The sequence below is a fragment of the Streptomyces spirodelae genome, from assembly GCF_017676385.1.
Taxonomy (GTDB): Bacteria; Actinomycetota; Actinomycetes; order Streptomycetales; family Streptomycetaceae; genus Streptomyces; species Streptomyces spirodelae.
On record NZ_JAFFZN010000021.1, the window covers coordinates 1 to 18728 of the forward strand.

General features: G+C 72.5%; 13 protein-coding genes. 4 read left to right on the top strand and 9 right to left on the bottom strand.

Annotated elements, in window-relative coordinates; all coding sequences use genetic code 11:
- Positions 1-58 precede the first annotated feature (58 nt).
- From JW592_RS21515 to uvrB, 4 genes are all read right to left on the bottom strand, one after another.
- Entirely contained in the window at positions 59-1054 is a 996-nt protein-coding gene (locus JW592_RS21515; protein WP_209266835.1) for a TerC family protein, read from the bottom strand.
- Between the two features lie 249 nt (positions 1055-1303).
- Entirely contained in the window at positions 1304-3346 is a 2043-nt protein-coding gene (locus tag JW592_RS21520; protein WP_209266836.1) for a TerD family protein, read from the bottom strand.
- A gap of 101 nt (positions 3347-3447) precedes the next feature.
- On the bottom strand, positions 3448-4026 hold the full coding sequence (locus JW592_RS21525; protein WP_209266837.1) for a TerD family protein: 579 nt from the start codon (positions 4024-4026) through the stop codon (positions 3448-3450).
- Between the two features lie 145 nt (positions 4027-4171).
- Positions 4172-6304, bottom strand: a complete 2133-nt coding sequence (gene uvrB / locus JW592_RS21530) for an excinuclease ABC subunit UvrB (RefSeq protein WP_229376555.1) — start codon at positions 6302-6304, stop codon at positions 4172-4174.
- Positions 6305-6509: 205 nt separating this feature from the next.
- On the opposite strand from uvrB, the gene JW592_RS21535 reads away from it, so the two are divergent.
- The 3 genes from JW592_RS21535 to JW592_RS21545 all read left to right on the top strand — a co-directional run bounded on the left by JW592_RS21535 (position 6510) and on the right by JW592_RS21545 (position 9800).
- Positions 6510-7505 (top strand): glycerophosphodiester phosphodiesterase, encoded by a 996-nt coding sequence (locus JW592_RS21535; RefSeq protein WP_209266838.1) that lies wholly within the window; start codon positions 6510-6512, stop codon positions 7503-7505.
- 70 nt (positions 7506-7575) lie between these two features.
- Positions 7576-8166: a methylated-DNA--[protein]-cysteine S-methyltransferase gene (locus JW592_RS21540; RefSeq protein ID WP_209266839.1), complete on the top strand. Its 591-nt coding sequence runs from the start codon at positions 7576-7578 to the stop codon at positions 8164-8166.
- A 290-nt stretch (positions 8167-8456) separates the two neighbouring features.
- Complete coding sequence (locus JW592_RS21545; RefSeq protein WP_209266951.1) at positions 8457-9800, top strand: MFS transporter; 1344 nt, start codon at positions 8457-8459, stop codon at positions 9798-9800.
- An 82-nt stretch (positions 9801-9882) separates the two neighbouring features.
- Here JW592_RS21545 and JW592_RS21550 read toward each other — a convergent pair whose 3' ends face one another.
- From JW592_RS21550 to JW592_RS21560, 3 genes are all read right to left on the bottom strand, one after another.
- The gene (locus JW592_RS21550) at positions 9883-10665 is read right to left on the bottom strand and encodes a PIG-L deacetylase family protein (RefSeq protein WP_209266840.1); all 783 of its coding nucleotides are present in this window, start codon (positions 10663-10665) and stop codon (positions 9883-9885) included.
- Between the two features lie 637 nt (positions 10666-11302).
- Complete coding sequence (locus JW592_RS21555) at positions 11303-12085, bottom strand: hypothetical protein (protein ID WP_209266841.1); 783 nt, start codon at positions 12083-12085, stop codon at positions 11303-11305.
- Positions 12086-12398: 313 nt separating this feature from the next.
- Entirely contained in the window at positions 12399-13292 is an 894-nt protein-coding gene (locus JW592_RS21560; protein WP_209266842.1) for a LysR family transcriptional regulator, read from the bottom strand.
- Between the two features lie 96 nt (positions 13293-13388).
- Between JW592_RS21560 and JW592_RS21565 the strand changes: the two genes are divergently transcribed.
- Complete coding sequence (locus tag JW592_RS21565) at positions 13389-14213, top strand: oxidoreductase (protein WP_209266843.1); 825 nt, start codon at positions 13389-13391, stop codon at positions 14211-14213.
- A 79-nt stretch (positions 14214-14292) separates the two neighbouring features.
- On the opposite strand, the gene JW592_RS21570 is transcribed toward JW592_RS21565, so the two are convergent.
- Together JW592_RS21570 and JW592_RS21575 are read right to left on the bottom strand one after the other, a co-directional pair.
- Positions 14293-15654, bottom strand: a complete 1362-nt coding sequence (locus JW592_RS21570) for an SWIM zinc finger family protein (RefSeq protein WP_209266844.1) — start codon at positions 15652-15654, stop codon at positions 14293-14295.
- Complete coding sequence (locus tag JW592_RS21575; protein WP_209266845.1) at positions 15651-18677, bottom strand: SCO1167/SCO6262 family helicase; 3027 nt, start codon at positions 18675-18677, stop codon at positions 15651-15653. The genes JW592_RS21570 and JW592_RS21575 overlap by 4 nt, the downstream gene beginning before the upstream one ends.
- Between the last annotated feature and the right edge of the window lie 51 nt (positions 18678-18728).

An 18728-nucleotide genomic window follows, 5' to 3' on the forward strand; every position in this document is an offset into this window, starting at 1 on the left:
TACCGGAAGGGGCCGGGGCGGGGCCGGGAGACCGGATCAGGCGCGCCGGGCCGCGCGCTCAGGAGTCGGCGTGGGCGCGCTCCTCCCGCTCGGCCTCCTCCTCGGCCGCGGCCTGCTTCCGGGAGGCGGCCAGCGAGGTGATCGTGGTGACGATCAGCACGGCGCAGATGACGCCCAGCGAGACCGGAATGCTGATCTCCGGCACATGCACCCCCGTCTCGTGCAGGGCGTGCAGCACCAGCTTGACGCCGATGAAGCCGAGGATGACCGACAGTCCGTAGGACAGGTGGACCAGCTTCTGCAGCAGGCCCCCGATCAAGAAGTAGAGCTGCCGCAGGCCCATCAACGCGAAGGCGTTGGCGGTGAAGACGATGTACGGGTCCTGGGTGAGGCCGAAGATCGCGGGTATGGAGTCCAGCGCGAAGAGCACATCGGTGGTGCCGATCGCCAGCATCACGATCAGCATGGGCGTCATCAGACGCTTGCCGTTCTCGACCACGAACAGCTTGGTGCCGTGGTACTTGTCCGTCGAGGGGAAGCGCCGCTCGACTGCCTTGAGCAGGCGGTTCTCCTCGAACTCCTCCTCCTGCTCGCCGGAGCGGGCCTCCTGGATGAGCTTCCACGCGGTCCAGATGAGGAAGGCGCCGAAGATGAAGAAGACCCAGGAAAAGGTCGAGATGATCGCCGCGCCCGCCGCGATGAAGATGCCCCGCAGCACCAGCGCTATCAGCACCCCCACCATCAGCACCCGCTGCTGGTAGACGGACGGCACGGCGAACTTCGCCATGATCAGGACGAAGACGAAGAGATTGTCGACGCTGAGCGACTTCTCGGTGATGAAGCCGGCGAAGAACTCGCCGGACGCCTGACCACCGCCGAAGAGGAAGAGGCCGAATCCGAAGAGCACGGCGAGGACGACCCAGACCGTGGTCCAGATGCCCGCTTCCTTGAGGGAGACGTCGTGCGGCTTGCGGCCGCCGATGAAGAAGTCGACCGCGATCAGGGCGCACAGACCGACGATGGTCAGCACCCAGGCGGTTGCAGAGATGTCCACGGGCGTTCCTCCGGCTTGCATATCAAGCATGGGCCGGAGGTCTCTTCCACCCGGCGCGCCGCCCATAGCGACCGGGCCGGTGCCCCGGGACCGTCCTGTCCGGCCCGTACTGACGGGGACACCGCATGGCTGGGAATACTCCCCTCCGTTGAAGAGACAGTAAAGTAATCCCATGAAAAGGTAAAGTGCGGGGCCCGGGAGGGCCCGCCCCTGGCCGGAGTCCGGGGGCCTGCCCCTCGCCGGAAGTGGTCAGCTCCCCGAGGAGTGGCGCGCGGCCACGACGCGCCGCAGCACCTGCGGCACGACCTGACTGCCGCTGGGCGCCAGCGGCGGCTCGTACGTCCAGGCGTGCCCCACCCAGGGGTCAGCGAGATGGTCGTCGGGCACCGGCGTCAGCCGCAGCAGCGAGCGCCACAGCGGGTCGAGAACCGGCCCGTAGGCCCGCGCCTCCTCCCGGTCGGCCACCATCAGCAGGCTGACCCCCACCGAGGGCCCCTCGTCCGCGAGGTAGCGCAGCTGGTTGACCGCCCGGTCGTCGAAGCCGTGCGGGAAGTCGTGCACGATCAGGAGCTGATCGGCCAGGTCCAGGTCGGGCGGTAGCGCGTCGGTGGCGCGGCTGCGGACCGCCATCTGCACCAGGTCCACCCGCTGCGTCAGCCGCTCCAGCGTGCGTGCCACCCCGGAGGCGCCCGCTGCGGGCGGCTCCCGCAGCACGCCCGACTCCACCAGCGGCAGCAGCGCCGTGGCGGCCGACCCCGCCGGGTCGATGACGTGCAGCGTCAGCTCGTCAGCCGGATGTACGGCGACGATCCGCGCGGCCAGCGCCGTGGCGGTCGCCTGCGCGAGGCGACGCAGCTCGTCCGCGTCCACCAAGGCGGACTCGCCGCCCCGCGGGCGGCCGCTGTCGATCCACAGCCCCCGCTCCAGCGGCAGCCGCACCAGCATCGGTATCCGCAGCCCCGCGCGCTCGGGGATGCTCAGATCACCCACCCGCAGCGCCATGGGGGGCTCGGCGGGTGGCTCGTACGCCTGCCATACGGGGTTGTCCCAGCGGGCCAGCGCGGGCGGCAGGGCCGGTTCGACCACCTCGGACTCGGCCTCGAGCCGGCCCGTATCCCGCTCCAGGGCCGCCTGGGCCTGCTCGATGAGCGCATCCCGCTTGGCCTGGGCCTGGGCACGGGCCGCCTCCGCCGCCGGGCCGACCCGGGCCCGCGGGTCGTCGAGCACGCTGTCGAGCTCCCGGTCCATCCGGGAATCGGCGAAGTCGACCGCCGAGCGGTAGGCCGCCACGCTGCGCGCCAAGTCCTCGAACATGCCCCACACCTGGTTGTAGAGCCGCTCCTCCATCGACCAGCCGGGGGCGTCCCCGGCGACGGGCTGCGAGCTGTCGGCACCGCCGGGCTGCCCCGGTACGGGGCCCGGCTGCGGGGCCGTACCGGGCTGGGCACCCGTACCGGACTGCGCGGGCGGACCGGCCTGCGACGGGACCGTGTCCGGCCGGGGCTGCCCGGCGGGGGCGGGCGGTGGGGTGGACGGTGAGGCGGGTGTGGCGCGGCGCGGGTGCCGGTAGTCGATCGGGCCGCCGCCATGGGTTCCGCCGGGCCCGTCGGCGGGCTGCTGTGCCCCGAGGGCCGGCCGGCCCTCGGGTGGCGGTGGCGGCGAGGTCGGCTGTGCCGGCTCCGTGCGGGCAGCCGTGGTGTGCCGGGTCGGCCCCTGGGGGGCGTGCCCGAACGAGCGGGCCATCCCGGCCGCGACCGCCTCGTTGATGGTGTCGGCGAGAGCGCCGGCCTCGGCCAGCCCCTGGTCGGCGAGCATCGCGGCGAGCCCTCCGGCGTACCCCTGTCCGACGGCACGCACCTTCCAGCCGCCCTGCCGCAGATACAGCTCCAGGGCGACCACGGCCGACTCGGCGCTCAGCCCCGTCGCCGTGTAGCTGGCGATCTCCTCGCCGTCCAGACCGGTGACGGCGAGGAAGGGGGCGGCGAGAGCGGAGAAGTCGGGCGGGAAGTCCGGTCCGGAGGGCAGGGCCAGCAGGATGTTGACCCGGTGCACGTCCTGCGGCAGCGCGTCCAGATCGACGGCGAGGTGGTGCACGGCCGCCGCCTGGCGGGAGACCTCAACCCCCGGCAGCTGGGGGGCTGCCGGGTGGGCTGTCCACCCCGCGTCACGCATCCGCCCCCGCTGGTCGTTGAGCGTCACCCCGGCGATGACCGGGGCACCTGCCGAGACCCGGATCTCCACCCGGGTCCCGGGCAGCGGGTGGTTCTGTCCCCGGACCAACTCGGCCGTCATCGTCGTGCCTCTCCCCTGGCTCGTCACACCTACGACGGATTCCGGCCTGCCACAGCTGGGGCAGCACCGGGGAACGCTACAGCCGGTTCAGACCGGGCCGTTCACAGCTTCGGCAGGATCGTCGGCATCAGGTCCTGGAAGGTGCGGCCGTTGGCGGGCTCCCCGATGGCGGTCATCTGCCAGCCGTTCCCCTGCCGGTGCACCTTGGCCATGATCTGCGCCGTGTACTGGCCGCCGCCGGTGAGGGTGTAGCGGGCCAGTTCCTCGCCGGTGGTCTCGTCGACGATGCGGCAGAAGGCGTTCTCGACCTCGGCGAAGGTCTGCCCGGTGAACGAGTTGACCGTGAAGACGATCTGGTCGATGTGGACCGGCACGCGCTGCAGGTCGACCATGATCGCCTCGTCGTCGCCGCCCTGGCCCGCGCCACCCACCAGGTTGTCACCGGTGTGCTTGACCGAGCCGTCGTCGCTCACCAGGTGCCGGAAGAAGACCACGTCGACCGGCTGCTTGTCCGCGAAGAGCACCGCCGAGGCGTCGAGGTCGATCTCCTTGGTGCGCTTGCCGAACAGCCCGCGACGCGGTGCGGCCCGCCAGCCCAGGCCCATGCGCACCGCCGTGAGCGCTGCCCCGTCGCTCTTCTGCAGGCTGATTCCCTGGCCCTTGGACAAGTTGACCGACACGTGCGTCCCCTCTCTGAACCGGTGCCGCCACCGGCCGACGGCCACCAGGCACAGCACCCTACGCAAGGGCACCGACAGCCTGGGTGGCCGCCCGGGACTTGTGTCGGTCTTGCAACACTCCGCCCGGCACCGCCACCGCAGGGCGCTACTTGAGCCCCGCCTCCTTCATCTGACGCAGCTCCTTCTTCAGCTCGCCGACCTCGTCCCGCAGCCGCGCTGCGACCTCGAACTGGAGCTCGGCCGCCGCGGCACGCATCCGCTCGGTCAGGTCCTCGATCGTCTGCGCCAGCTCGGCGGCGGGCCGGTCGGTCAGCTCCCCGGCCCCGGCCCCCTTGGCTGCCTTGCTCCTGGCGGGGGTGGGCGCCTTGCCCTTGGCCGCCTTGCCGCCCTTGCCCGTCTCGTCCCGCTGGCGGTAGCCCGTGTCCAGCAGCACCTCGGTGTCGATCTGCTCCCGTGCGATGTCCGCGACGATGTCGCCGATCTTCTTGCGCAGCGGCTCGGGATCGATGCCGTGTTCCTCGTTGTAGGCGATCTGCTTCTCGCGGCGCCGGTTGGTCTCGTCGATCGCCCGCTGCATCCCGGGGGTGACCTGGTCCGCGTACATATGGACCTGGCCTGAGACGTTACGGGCCGCACGGCCGATCGTCTGGATCAGCGAGGTGCCGGAGCGCAGGAAGCCCTCCTTGTCGGCGTCCAGGATGGCCACCAGCGAGACCTCGGGCAGGTCGAGGCCCTCGCGCAGCAGGTTGATGCCCACCAGGACGTCGTACTCACCCGAGCGCAGCTCGCGCAGCAGTTCGATGCGGCGCAGGGTGTCCACGTCGCTGTGCAGATACCGGACCCGGATGCCCAGCTCGAGGAAATAGTCCGTCAGGTCCTCGGCCATCTTCTTGGTGAGGGTGGTGACCAGCACCCGCTCGTCGCGCTCCTCGCGCAGCCGGATCTCGTGCACGAGGTCGTCGATCTGGCCCTCGGTGGGTTTGACGACGACCTCGGGGTCGACCAGCCCGGTGGGACGGATGACCTGCTCCACATAGCCGTCGGAGCGGGCCAGCTCGTAGGGGCCGGGGGTGGCCGACAGGTACACCGTCTGGCCGATGCGTCCGAGGAACTCCTCCCACTTCAGCGGGCGGTTGTCCAGCGCGGAGGGCAGCCGGAAGCCGTGCTCGATCAGGGTGCGCTTACGTGCCGCGTCGCCCTCGTACATGGCGCCGATCTGCGGCACCGTCTGGTGCGACTCGTCGATGACCAGCAGGAAGTCGTCGGGGAAGTAGTCCAGCAGGGTGTGCGGCGCCGAGCCGGGGTCGCGGCCGTCGATGTGCCGCGAGTAGTTCTCGATCCCGGAGCAGGTGCCGATCTGGCGCATCATCTCGATGTCGTACGTCGTACGCATCCGCAGCCGCTGGGCCTCCAGGAGCTTGCCCTGCTTCTCCATCGTCTCCAGCGTGCCGGCCAGCTCGGCCTCGATCGCGCTGATGGCGCGCTCCATGCGCTCGGGGCCCGCCACATAGTGCGAGGCGGGGAAGACGTACAGCTCCTGGTCGTCCGTGATCACCTCGCCGGTGAGCGGGTGCAGGGTGGAGAGCGCCTCGATCTCGTCACCGAACATCTCGATGCGGACGGCCAGCTCCTCGTAGACCGGGAAGATCTCGATGGTGTCGCCGCGCACTCGGAAGGTGCCCCTGGTGAACGACATGTCGTTGCGGGTGTACTGCACATCCACGAAGCGGCGCAGCAGCTCGTCCCTGTCGACCTCCTGGCCGACCTTCAGCGGCACCATGCGGTCCACGTACTCCTGCGGGGTGCCCAGGCCGTAGATGCAGGAGACGGAGGCGACCACGACCACGTCACGCCGGGTCAGCAGCGAATTCGTGGCACTGTGGCGCAGGCGTTCGACCTCCTCGTTGATCGAGGAGTCCTTCTCGATGTAGGTGTCCGTCTGCGGGACGTACGCCTCCGGCTGGTAGTAGTCGTAGTACGAGACGAAGTACTCGACCGCGTTGTTCGGCAGCAGCTCGCGGAACTCGTTGGCCAGCTGCGCAGCCAGTGTCTTGTTCGGCGCCATCACCAAGGTCGGGCGCTGGAGCTTCTCGATCATCCAGGCCGTGGTGGCCGACTTGCCGGTGCCCGTGGCACCCAGCAGCACGACATCCTTCTCACCCCCGGTGACCCGCTGCGCGAGCTCGGCGATCGCCGTCGGCTGGTCGCCGCTGGGCTGATAGGGGCTGACGACCTCGAAGGGCGCCACCTTGCGTTCGATCTCGGTGTTGGGCCGCATGTTCACCACGGTACGACTCACCACTGACAGCGGGCCCCGGGGTGCAAACTACCCCCCACTGGCAGATAGCTGCCAATTTCTTCCATCGCAGGTCAGCGGCTTGGGCACGCCGTATTCAGCACGACGCCACTTTGTCCCCGCTTGTTTGTATTGCGCATCGGGAACTGTTTCCGCAGTCCGTGCAGGCACAAGCGAGGAGACCCGCATGACGATACGCCCGCTGACCGCTACCGCAGCAGGGGCGCTGCTGGGTATGAGCGCGCTCTTCCTCACCGCCGCGCCGACCGCCGCCTCGGAACGCCCGGCGAGACAGATCCCGGAGCCGGTCGTAAACTTCCCCGGCTTCTCCGACCACGACCCCGACCCCGACCCCGATCTGCGGCCGCAGAGCGATGTGAGGAAACCGCACCGGCCGCCCCTGACCGTGGCGCACCGGGGAGCGTCGGCCTACGCGCCCGAGAACACCCTGGCCGCGGTCGACAAGGCACACGAGCTCGGCATCGACTGGGTCGAGAACGATGTGCAGCGCACCAAGGACGGCGAGCTGGTCGTCATCCACGACACCACGCTCTCGCGCACCACCGATGTCGAGGACCGCTTCCCAGACCGCAGCCCGTGGAAGGTCTCCGACTTCACCCTCAAGGAGATGAAGACGCTGGACGCGGGCAGCTGGTTCGACCCGCAGTTCAAGGGCGAGAAGATCCCCACCCTGGGCGAGTACCTGGACCGCCTCTCCCGGAACGGCCAGGAGCTCCTGCTGGAGCTGAAGTCGCCGTCGGCCTACCCCGGGATCGAGCGGGAGACCCTCGGCGAGCTGCGGCAGAAGGGCTGGCTGGACCGTCGGCACATCCGGAGCAGGCTGATCATCCAGAGCTTCGACAAGTCGTCGATCCAGGAGGTGCACCAGCAGAACCCCGAGGTGAAGACGGGCTTCCTGGGCACTCCCAAGGTCGGCGACCTGAAGGAGTACGCGAAATTCACCGACCAGATCAACCCCACGTACACGGACGCCACCAAGACCTATGTGGACGCCGTGCACGCGCTCAAGGGTCCGCACCACAAGACGCTGGAGGTCTTCACCTGGACCGTGAACGATGCCGACACCGCCCGTAAGGTCGCGGACGCGGGTGTGGACGGCATCATCACCAACAAGCCGGACGTGATCAGCAACGCCGTACAGCGGACAGCACGCGTCGGCTGATCCCTCCTCCCGCGAAGGCGCCGGCCGGCCGCCACCGGGCACTGTCAGTGGGGGCCTCTAGGGTGCCGGTATGACTGACACCCCGGCGCGGCCGCCGGCCTGGACCCCGCGGGAGACGCCCATCGGGCCCCTGCTCCTCGCGGCCACGGAAAAGGGCCTGGTCAACGTCGTCTTCCACGCGGAAGGACGCACCATCGACCGGGCTCTCGCCCGGCTCTCCGCCCGCCTGGGCGCCGAGCCGGAGCCCGCGGAGTCGCTGCCCGCGCAGCCCCCGCCCGACGAGCACGGCCCCACACCGGCCGGCCACCTCGCCACGGCCGTGGCCGCGCTCGACCGCTACTTCGCCGGCTCCCCCGGCCCCGTCACCGTCCCGCTGGACTGGTCGCTGTCGGGCGGTTTCAACGAGCGCGTGCTGCGCGCGCTGGCGGCCCATGTGCCGTACGGGGCGACCGTCGGCTACGAGGATCTCGCGCGGCGCGTCGGCGAACCGGGCGCGGCCCGCGCTGTGGGCGTCGCCATGGGCTCCAACCCGCTGCCGGTCGTGGTGCCCTGCCACCGGGTGCTGGAGAGTTCCGGCGGGATAGGCGGCTTCGGCGGCGGCCTGGAGACCAAACGGGCCCTCCTCGCCCTCGAAGGCGTACTCCCCCAGCCCCTGTTCTGATCCGCCGCAGACCGTCCCTGAGTCCGTGGTGGTGGCCGGGGCGGGGTGCCAGACTGCGCGGTGTGACTGACATTCATGAAACGGCCGACGGTGGTGACACGCCGGGGGACATAGCGGCGGGGAGCGCTGGGGGGACGGCGGGGAGAGCAGTGGAGAAGCCGGGGGAAACGGCGGAGAAGCCGGGGAAAGCACCGGAGAGAGCCGAGACGGCCGAGACGGCGGGGGAAGCGGCGGCGGGGAGGACGGGACAGGCGGCCGCCGGGCCGCGCGGGGAGGGCGTTCCCGGTGGGCTGCTCGCAGGACGCACGGCGCCCGGCGGGATCGATCTGCCGGCCACGCGGCGGCGGGTGCAGCTGGCCCTGGTGGTCAGCCAGATCCTCGGCGGCCTCGGGGTCTCCACGGCGGTGGCGCTGGCCGCCGTACTGGCCGAGGAGGTGGGCGGCTCGGAGGCCGTGGCCGGTCTGGCGTCCACGTCCTCCGTCATCGGCACGGCGCTGCTGTCGCTGCCGTTCGCTGCGCTGATGGCGCGGCGCGGGCGACGCGTCGGACTGACCTCCGCCTACGCGGTGGCCGCCGTCGGCGGGCTCGTCGTGGTGACCGGAGCCGCGATGCGCAACTTTCCGCTGCTGCTGGTGGGCATGGCCGCCTTCGGCGCCAGCAACACCGCCAACCTCCAGGCGCGCTTCGCCGCAGCCGACCTCGCAGAGCCGCTGCACCGGGCACGCGCCATCTCGACCGTGGTGTGGGCGACCACCATCGGCGCCGTGCTGGGTCCGAACATCGCGGCACCCGCGGGCAAGAGCGTGTCCGGCCTCGGCATACCGGAGGCGGCGGGGCCGTTCCTGTGGGGCACTGCCGTCTTCCTGGCGGCCGGCGCCGTGCTCCATCTGCTGCTGCGGCCCGACCCGCTGCTGACTGCCCGCGCGCTGGCACGCACGGAGGCACCGCGAGCTGCGGAGGAGGCCGTCACCGGCGCGGAGGCCGTCGTCGGCGCGGAGGGAGCAGCGCGAGAAGAGCACGGGCGGAGCGCGCATCAGAGCTCCGACAGTGAGCGCTCGCTGCGGGCCGGGATACGCGCTGTGGCCGCCTCGGCGCCCGCCCGCGTCGCCCTCGCCTCGATAGCCGGCTCGCACACGGTGATGGTCTCCGTCATGGTGATGACCCCCGTCGACCTGGGCGGACACGGCGCGGGCGTGGAACTGATCGGCCTGGTCATCAGCGGGCACATCACCGGGATGTACGCCTTCTCGCCCGTGATGGGCTGGCTCGCCGACCGGATCGGCCGGTTCAGCGTGATCCTGATCGGCGTGGCGCTGCTGGGGTGCGCCACGGCACTGGCCGGGACGGCGGACGGGAACCACGTACAGTCCGCCGTGGGACTGTTCTTGCTGGGGCTCGGCTGGTCGGCAGGACTGGTCTCCGGCTCCGCGCTGCTGACCGACTCGGTCCCACAGCAGGCCCGCGCCGCTGTGCAGGGCTTTTCCGACCTGATCATGAACTCGGCCGCGGGCGTCGGCGGCGCCCTCTCCGGCCTCGTCGTCGCGCAGGCGGGCTACGGCTGGCTCAACCTGCTCGCCGCCGCGCTGCTGGTGCCGGTGGCCGCGGTGACGGTGGCCGTCGCCGCCCGGCGCTGAGCCGCCACCGTCTCTCCCCGCCGCGGCGGGGAGAGACCCGCGGGGCACCACGTCCGGAGGCGGGCAGCGGACGCCAAGGAGGTCAGCGGGCGTGGAGTTCGAAGGCGACCGAGCGGCGGCCGCCGTTCAGGTGAACGTAGCGGTCCAGACCGCCGAAGACGACGGAGCGCGCGTACTCCTCGGGGTCCTGGTCGGTGAGCGCCTCGATGTAGGCCCGGTGCTCCAGCAGTGAGGCGAGCCCTTTGCGAGCCGCCTCCTCCCCCACCTGCACGGCGTGCGTCACGGCCGGTGCGGCTGCGACGGCGACCCACCGCACCCCGCCCCAGGGCAGGACGCCGTCGCTCTCCAGCTGGTCGCTGAAGATCCAGCGATTGCCCGCGTCCCCCACGGCGTCGAGGACGGAACGGCCCAGTGCCCGGTGGTCGGGGGTGTTCCATGGGCTGCCGGGGCCGCTGCCCCAGGTGTCGTAGTGGTTGATAGTGAGCACAAGTTCGGGCCGGTGCCGGCGGATCGCCGCCGCGATGTCCCTGCGCAGCGCCGGGCCCTCCGCCAGGACGCCGTCGCGGTGGTCGAGGAACTCGACCTCGGAGACCCCCACGACCCGCGCGCTGGCGCGCTGTTCGGCCTCACGGACGCGGGCGGCCTCGGCGGGGTCCATGGTGTCGATGCCTGCCTCGCCCCGGGTGGCGAGCACATAGACGACATCCTTGCCCCGCGCCGTCCACTCGGCGACCGCGGCGGCAGCGCCGTACTCCAGATCGTCCGGGTGTGCGACCACCGCCAGCGCCCTGGTCCAGTCCTCCGGCATCTCTGCCAACTGCGACACCGCGCCGTGCTCTTCCGTGCTCTGCGCCGTGGCCGTCATCCCGTTCCGCCCTTCGTGCGTATGCGCCCCGGTGGCGCTGGTCAACGATGCAACACCCGTGCTGCGGCGAACTGTTCCCACAGCACCGTTCAGCGTTCCAGCCCGGCAGTCCCGCCGCACGTCAGCACGCGTCCGGCGCGACGCCAGGCCGGCTCTCTGCGCCGAGCCGACTCCCTGCGCCAGGACGGCTCCCTGCGCCAGGACGGCTCAGTGCCACCCGTACACCTGCTGCAGGCGGTGCACCACGGCGTTGAAGCGTGCGCGGTCCAGGGCGCACGCCTCGCGCCGCATACCGCTCGTAGGGCACCCAGGTCCATACGATCTCTCCCGGGTCCGGCTCACCGTCCGGGTCGGGCGCGTACCTCGTCCGCACGGGACCGACCGAGCGGGAATCGAGCTCGACCGTCGCCGTCGCCCCGCCCCTGCCGGGAAAGCTCTCGTCCCGCTGGCCCCACTGGCCGACTGTCCCACTCTTGAGCTCAAGCTATCGGCCAGTGCGCAGCGTTGGTCCGCGGGGCCCGGCAGAGCCGTTGGAGCGGGCGGCCGGCGGCCCGGAGACACCGACGGCGCCGCACTCGGGGAGCGCGGCGCCGTGCGACAGAGGGGCGGCCGGCCGACGGGCGGCCGGCCGACGGTGTCACCCGTACGGGTTGTTGCGGGGGTCGGCGGGAGCGCCGCCCTGCTGGCCCGGGTTGCCGTAGTACGGACCCGGCTGCTGGGGCGGGGCCGCCGGCGCGCCGGGGGCCTGCGGGTTGCCGTAGGGCTGGCCGGGCTGCGGCTGCTGCTGGGGCTGCTGGTAGCCGCCGGGGGCCTGCGGCTGGGCGTACGGCTGCCCCTGGGGCTGACCCTGCGGAGGCTGCGGCTGACCCTGCGGAGGCTGCGGCTGGCCCTGCTGGGGCTGGGCCGCGTAGCCCTGCGGGGGCTGGGCCGCGTAGCCCTGCGGGGGCTGGGCCGCCGGGGCGTACCCCTGCTGCGGCGCGTACCCCTGGGGGGCGCCCTGCGCACCCGGCGCGCCCCCCACGACGGCGAGCAGCTCCTCCAGCTCGTTGCGCCACATGCGGTGGACGTTGATGCGCACCGGCTTGGCCTCGCCGGGCAGCGCCATGTAGTAGAAGCTCCACAGCGGGTTGAGCTGGATCTCGCCGAAGACGGAGCGCGCCTGGTCGCGCGGGATCGCGTGCACGATTTCCTTCGGCCGCTGCGAGAAGCGGGACATCCGCTGCACCAACAGGGCCTGCTCGGTGACCGTGATGAAGTAGTACTTGATCAGAAACTGGCCGATCAGACCGAGGAAACCGACACTCAGCCACGGTGTCGGCCCCGCTACGGCTCCGACCGAGACCAGCGGCCGGTCTCCGGGCGCCTGTTGTGCAATGGCCTCGGCCACCTGCTTCTTCATCGTCGCCTTACGAAAGGCCATCGGACCGCTCCTCGCTCCGTTCGCCGTGCTGTACGGCGCTTTCTCTGCGTTCGGCGCAGGGTACTCGCCACAGGTGACACAGCGCCCGGCTGGGGCGACCGGCCGACGGCATCTGACGGGCATGAGCCAAGAATCGGGCCGGGACAGGTCAAAGAGCGGTCATCAGCAGGCAATCTCCGCCCACTCGCCGCGGCCTCACCTTCCGGACTGCGCACAGGAGTTGGCCGGAGTCCACGCCCGGGCGACCGAACCGCACACGGATACGCGCGGCAAGGCCGTGATGACGGTCACATCGGCGGTCGCACCCGTCCGGTCACGCACCCACCACCTCAGCGGCCGCCCGCAGACAGGCGCGGACGAGCGGCCGGGCGTCGTCCGCGCGGCGGGCGACCGCCAGACGGCTCGGCGTCAGTCCCAGCACGCGGCGGGTGACCACTCCCCCGCGCATCAGCAGCGGCGCGTTGCCCTCCGCCAGCAAGCACACCCCCTGGTCGCCGACAAGGGCCTCATAGGTCTCCTCCGAACTGCTGACCTCGGCGCCGATCACCGGTTCCCGGCCACCGCGTGCCTCGATGGCCAGCCAGTAGTCGCGCAGCGGGCCGGCGCTCCTGGGCAGCGCCAGGAACGGCTCCTCCAGCAGGTCGGCGAAGTCGACAGCCGGGCGTCCGGCCAGCGGGTGGGTCTCGGGAAGCGCCACCAGCCGCGGCTCGCTCGCCACCACGGTCCAGCGGTAGCGCTCCGGTTCGGGCAGCGGCAGCCAGACGAAGGCCACGTCGCCGGTGCCGTCCGCCAGCCCCGCGGTCGAGTCCTCCCAGCCGAACTGCCGTATGGTCAGCACGGCTTCGGGGTGTGCGGCGGTGACGCGCGACCGGATGGCGGGCAGCAGGCCGCCCCGTCCGGGGCTGCTGCTCATCCCGACCACCAAGTCGGCCCGCTGCGCCGCCCTGACGGCCTCGACCGCCTCCCAGCCCGTCTGCCACTCGGCCAGCACCCGCCGGGCGTGCGGCAGCAACTCTGCCCCCGCACGCGTCAGTGCCACCCCTCGCCGGCCCCGCTCGAACAGGGTCACGCCCAGCGTCCGCTCCAGCGTGCGGACTTGTTTGCTCAGCGCGGGCTGAGAGACGAACAGGCGCTCGGCGGCGCGGGTGAAGTGCAGCTCCTCCGCCACCGCGACGAAGTACCGCAGGTCCCGACCGTGCACATCCATAACCGTTGGCTATCACGAAAGGTCTTGGACGCGCGACGGAGTTGTCGAGGAGTCTCACAGGGCCGGGAACGGCAACAGGAACGGGACGGAGAACCGATGAGCAGAGTATGGCTGGTGACCGGCGCCAACAGCGGGTTCGGGCGGGCGATCACCGAGGCGGCCGTGGCCGCGGGGGACACCGTGGTGGCGGCCGTCCGCCGCACTTCCACCCTCGACGACCTCGTCGCCGCACACCCCGACCAGGTGGACCCCGTCCAGCTGGACGTCACCGACAGCGAGCAGGCGGCGGCAGTCGCCGCCGACGCGATCGCCCGGCACGGCCGGGTGGACGTGCTGGTCAACAACGCCGGACGCACCCACGTCGGCGCTCTGGAGGAGACCACCGAGGCCGAACTGCGCGCCCTGTTCGACGTGCACGTCTTCGGACCGGCCGCTCTCGTCCGCGCCGTCCTGCCGCACATGCGGGAGCGCAGGACGGGTGCCGTGGTGCAGCTCAGCAGCATGGGCGGCCAGCTGTCCTTCGCGGGGTTCGGGGCGTACAGCGCCACGAAGTTCGCACTGGAGGGGATGTCCGAGGCGCTGGCGGACGAAGTGGCGCCGTACGGCATCAGGGTGCTGATCGTCGAGCCCGGCTCGTTCCGTACCGGCCTCTTCACGGCCGGCACGTCCAGCGCGGAGACGGGACCGTACGCGGACACCGTCGGGCCCACCCGCCGCATGATCGAAGACAGCGACGGCAAGCAGCCCGGCGACCCGGCCAAGGCCGCGTCCGCCGTGCTCACCGCTCTCGCCGCCGAGCAGACCCCGCTGCGCCTCCCGCTGGGCGACGACGCTGTCGACGCCGTGCTCGGCCACCTGGACCGCGTCCGTAGCGAGATCGAACGCTGGGAGACGGTCGCCCGCGACACGGCGGTCGAGTAGCGCTCCTCCCGGAGCTGGACGCGGGGGCCCGGTGGTGCGGGCAGGCAGGTGCCGCGTCCCGCGCTCCGGGAAGCGCCGTTCACAGCTCACGGAGTCCGGTGAGGGCCTGCACCGGGTCGGGCGCCGCGCGGCCCTCGGGCCACCAGTCGAGGACTTCGGAATCGGAGGATGCAGGCCCGTCCGGCGCCGCCCGGTAGGGATACCAGCGGCCGTCCCGCCCGTAGCGGAGTTGGAGGGGGCGGGTGGCGTGGGTGAGGCGGTTGCGGTGGATGGTCATCGCGATGCCCAGGGCCGCCAGGGAGCTGCGCCCGCGGTCGAAGTCGCCCGCAGGCGGGTCCCAGGCGCCTTCCAGCACCGCGAGCCCGGCCGCACCGCCCTGCCGCCAGGCCGCAGCGGCCCGGGCCAGCTCCAGCGCGTCCCGGCCCGCCGACCGCGCCAGCGCCGCGAAGAGCGAGGAGAGGGTACGGCGTCCGGTCAGCTGCGGATGGGTGGCCGCGAGGCGGATGGTGTCGTGCCAGAGCGAGAGCTCGGCCAACGGGTCGCCGTCTCCGTCCGCCGTGGCCGACGCCGCCGCCAGAGCGCGCCGGGCCCGGTTGGCCGCGTCGGTCGCCAGGAAGGCGAGCGCGTCGGCGCTGGGCGCACCGGGCAGCTCCGGGAACGGGCCCGGCTCGCCCGCCGCCTCCGGCAGCGGCAGCGGCTCGGGCAGCGGGGGCCGCACGGTGTCGGCGAAGACCTGCCCGGCGGGCAGGGTGCTGCTCGACTGCCGCTGGGCGGGGAGGGAAAGGGCACCGCCCTCACCACCGTCCCCGCCGCTCCGGCTGCCCGGGGAGGCGTGCTGCTGTACGGCCTCCCGGCGTGTGCTCCTGCGTGCGATGTCCTCCCGCAGTTCCTCCGCCGCCCGGCCCCGCATCAACAGCAGCGCCCAGGGATCGGCGTCGAGCAGACGGGCGGTCTCGTATCCGAGCGCCGCCGCGTGCTTGCAGGGATGCCCCTGGTCCGGGCAGCTGCAGACCGGGACCAGCTCGTCCGCTTCCGGAAGGAGCCGCACGCCCGCCGACCCCGCCAGGGCCACCACGCTGTGCGGTATGTCCCCGTCCAGCAGCGCCGCCGCGGCCGTGGGCCGGGCCGCGACCGCCGACAGAAAGGTGTCCCACTCCTCCTGGGACAGCACGGGCAGCCGCCATTCGGCGCGGTAGGGGCGGGCACGGCTGCCGTGCACGTACGCCGTGACGCGGCCGGGCCCCACCCGTACAGCGGCCACGCCCCAGGAGGTCCCGAGTTCTCCCCCAGAGGCCCCGGGGTCCGACTCCGCGTACGCGCGGCCTCGCTCCAGCCGGGCGGTGTCCCGTGCCGTGCCCTCCATCGCGCGCAGCCATGCACCGCCCAAGCTCCCGCCGGTGCTGCCCGGTGCTCTCGTCCAGGTCCGTCCGCGGCCGGTCACGGCTGTCTCCGCAGCGCGACGAGATCGGCCAGCTCCGCGTCGGTCAACTCCGTCAGCGCGGCCTCGCCACCGCTGAGCACCGCGTCCGCCAACTGCTTCTTCGCGGCGAGCAGTTGGGCGATGCGGTCCTCGACGGTGCCCTGGGCCAGCAGCCGGTGCACCTGTACGGGCCGGGTCTGGCCGATGCGGTAGGCGCGGTCGGTGGCCTGCTCCTCGACGGCCGGGTTCCACCAGCGGTCGTAGTGGACGACGTGCCCGGCCCGGGTCAGATTGAGGCCAGTGCCCGCCGCCTTGAGCGACAGCAGGAAGACGGGAACCTCACCGGACTGGAAGGCGTCCACCATCTCCTCGCGGCGCACCACCGGCGTGCCCCCGTGCAGCAGTTGCGCGGGGACACGGCGCTCGGCCAGATGGGCCTGGAGCAGCCGCGCCATCTCCACGTACTGCGTGAAAACCAGCGCCGAGTCGCCCTCCGCGAGGATCGTGCCCAGCAGTTCGTCCAGCAGCTCCAGCTTGCCGGAGCGGCCGGTGAGCCGCCCGTCCGGTCCCTCGCGCAGATACTGCGCCGGGTGGTTGCAGATCTGCTTGAGCGAGGTCAGCAGCTTCAACACCAGGCCGCGCCGCTCGATGCCCTCCGCCGCCTCGATCCGCGCAAGGGCCTCGCGCACCACCGCCTCGTACAGCGACGCCTGCTCCCTGCTGAGCTCTACCGTGTGGTCGGTCTCCGTCTTGGGCGGCAGTTCGGGGACGATTCCCGGGTCGGACTTCTTACGGCGCAGCAGGAAGGGCCGCACGAGCCGTGCCAGCCGCTCCGTCGCCTGCGGGTCCTCGCCGCCCTCGACGGCCCGCGCGTGCCGGGCGCGGAAGGTCTTGAGCGGGCCGAGCAGTCCCGGTGTCGTCCAGTCGAGCAGCGCCCACAGCTCCGAGAGGTTGTTCTCGACGGGGGTGCCGGTCAGGGCGACCCGGGCGGCGGCCGGGAGCCCGCGCAAGGCGCGGGCCGTGGCGGAGTAGGCGTTCTTGACGTGCTGGGCCTCGTCCGCGACCACCAGCCCCCACGCCTGCGCGGCGAGTTGCTCCGCGCTGCTGCGGAGCGTGCCGTACGTCGTCAGCACGAACCCCGCCTCGCGCTCCGTTTCGGAGCCCGCCTCCTGCCGTGCGCCGGCGCCGTCCCCGCCCAGCCCCTCCAGGGTGCGGCCGGGGCCGTAGAAGCGGCGTACGGGAACACCGGGCGCGAACCGGGCCAGCTCCCGCTGCCAGTTGCCCAGCAGTGACGCCGGGCAGACCACCAGCGTGGGCGCTGTCTCGCCCTGCTCGGCACGGCGCAGGTGGAGCGCGATGAGCGTGACGGTCTTGCCCAGCCCCATGTCATCGGCCAGGCAACCGCCGAGCCCCAGCGAGGTCATCGACTCCAGCCAGGCGAGCCCTTGGCGCTGGTAGCCCCGCAACCGGGCGTGCAGCCGGGCGGGCGGGGCCGCCTCCTCGGCCGCGGGTCCTGCCGCGCCGATGAGGCGGTCCCGCAGCGCCGCCAGCGCGCCCTCCGGTACCGCCTCGACCAGTTCGCCGTCCACCTCGGCCTCGCCCGAGAGGGCAGCGGCCAGCGCGTCGCCGGGCGAGAGCAGCCCCAGATGCCGTTTGCGCGCCTTGCGCACCAGCTCAGGATCGACCAGCACCCACTGGTCGCGCAGCCGCACCAGCGGCCGGTGCGCCTCTGCCAGTTCGTCCATCTCGCCCTCGGTGAGCGGGTCGCCGTCGAGCGCCAACTGCCAGCGGAATTCCAGGAGCTGCTGTTCCTTGAAGAAGCCGAACCCGTCGGCGGCCGAGCCAGGTGCCTGCGGGCTCCGCACCACCGCGGTCGCGCTCAGCAGCTCGCGGGCCAGCGCGCGCGGCCAGTGCACGGCCACGTCTGCGGCGGCCAGTTCCCGGGCCGTACGCCCCAGCAGGTCGTTGAGCTCCTCCTCCGTCAGCGGGAGTACATCGGGTGCGGGCCGCTCCAGGAGCCGGCCGAGCGGCGGCCAGACGCGTGCGGCGCGGCGCACCGCCAGCACGGTGTCGACCCTGGCGCGGGGCCCGAGATACTCCGCCTCGCCCTGCCACAGCGTCGCCACGTCCGCGACGAGCGTGGCGTCGGCTGCGCTTGTCGCCTGGACGACCGCCGCCGCGACATACGGCTCGGCGGGCGCGGCTCCGTCCAGGGCGGGGGCCGAATCCAGGTCCGGGGCCGAATCCGGGGCCGAAGCCGGCTCCGCCTCCGGTCCGCCGTCGAAGATCCGGTCCGCCGAGAGGTCGAGACGGAGAGAGATCCGGATTCCGGCCTCCGTACCCGCCGCCACCTCGGCCGCCCACTCCCGCAGCCGCGGATACCGCTCGGACAGCCGCTGGGGCTCCCGTGCCGCGAACGCCGGCCCCGTGGCAGCGGGCCCGGCAGGCGTACGGGGCAGCACATCGGCGACCGCGTCCAGGAAGGCCCTCACCAGCCCCTCCGGCTCCGGAACCCGGACCGGAACGGCAGCCGGCCGCCGCGACCGGGCCTCGGCTGATTGCCGCTCTCGGGCACCGCCCGGTCCGTCCCCGCCCGGCCGGGCGGGCACCGAGTGGGCCTCCGGGGGCATGGCGGCGGCAACGGCGGCCAGCTGGGCCACTTCCTCGGCGTCGAGCGGACCGGCCCGCCACACGTCCGTGTCCCCCTCGCCCACCCCCGGCACCAGGCGGCCCCGGGCGACCAGCCGCAGCGCCAGCAGCGCCGCCGCGCCCCAACAGGCGGCGGCCGGGTGCGCGCTCCCGTCCGTCCGCGCCCTCATCAGGACGGGCAGCGCCTCCCGCACCGGCATCCAGCGCGCCGCCACGGTACGCCGCCGCACGGCCTTCCCGTACGGGCGCACCACGGTGAGCTCTCCGGGCTCCCCGGCCTCGGGAAGCCCACCGCCGCCCTGCCGCCAGAACGCCACTCTCCCCTGGCGGGGCACATCTCCCGGCAGGAACACCACGGCACACCGCAGGAGGTCCGCACCGCTCCCTGACCCCATCGCCGCACCGCTTCCCGCACACCTGACTGCAATCTCGCCGGCGAGTCTAGA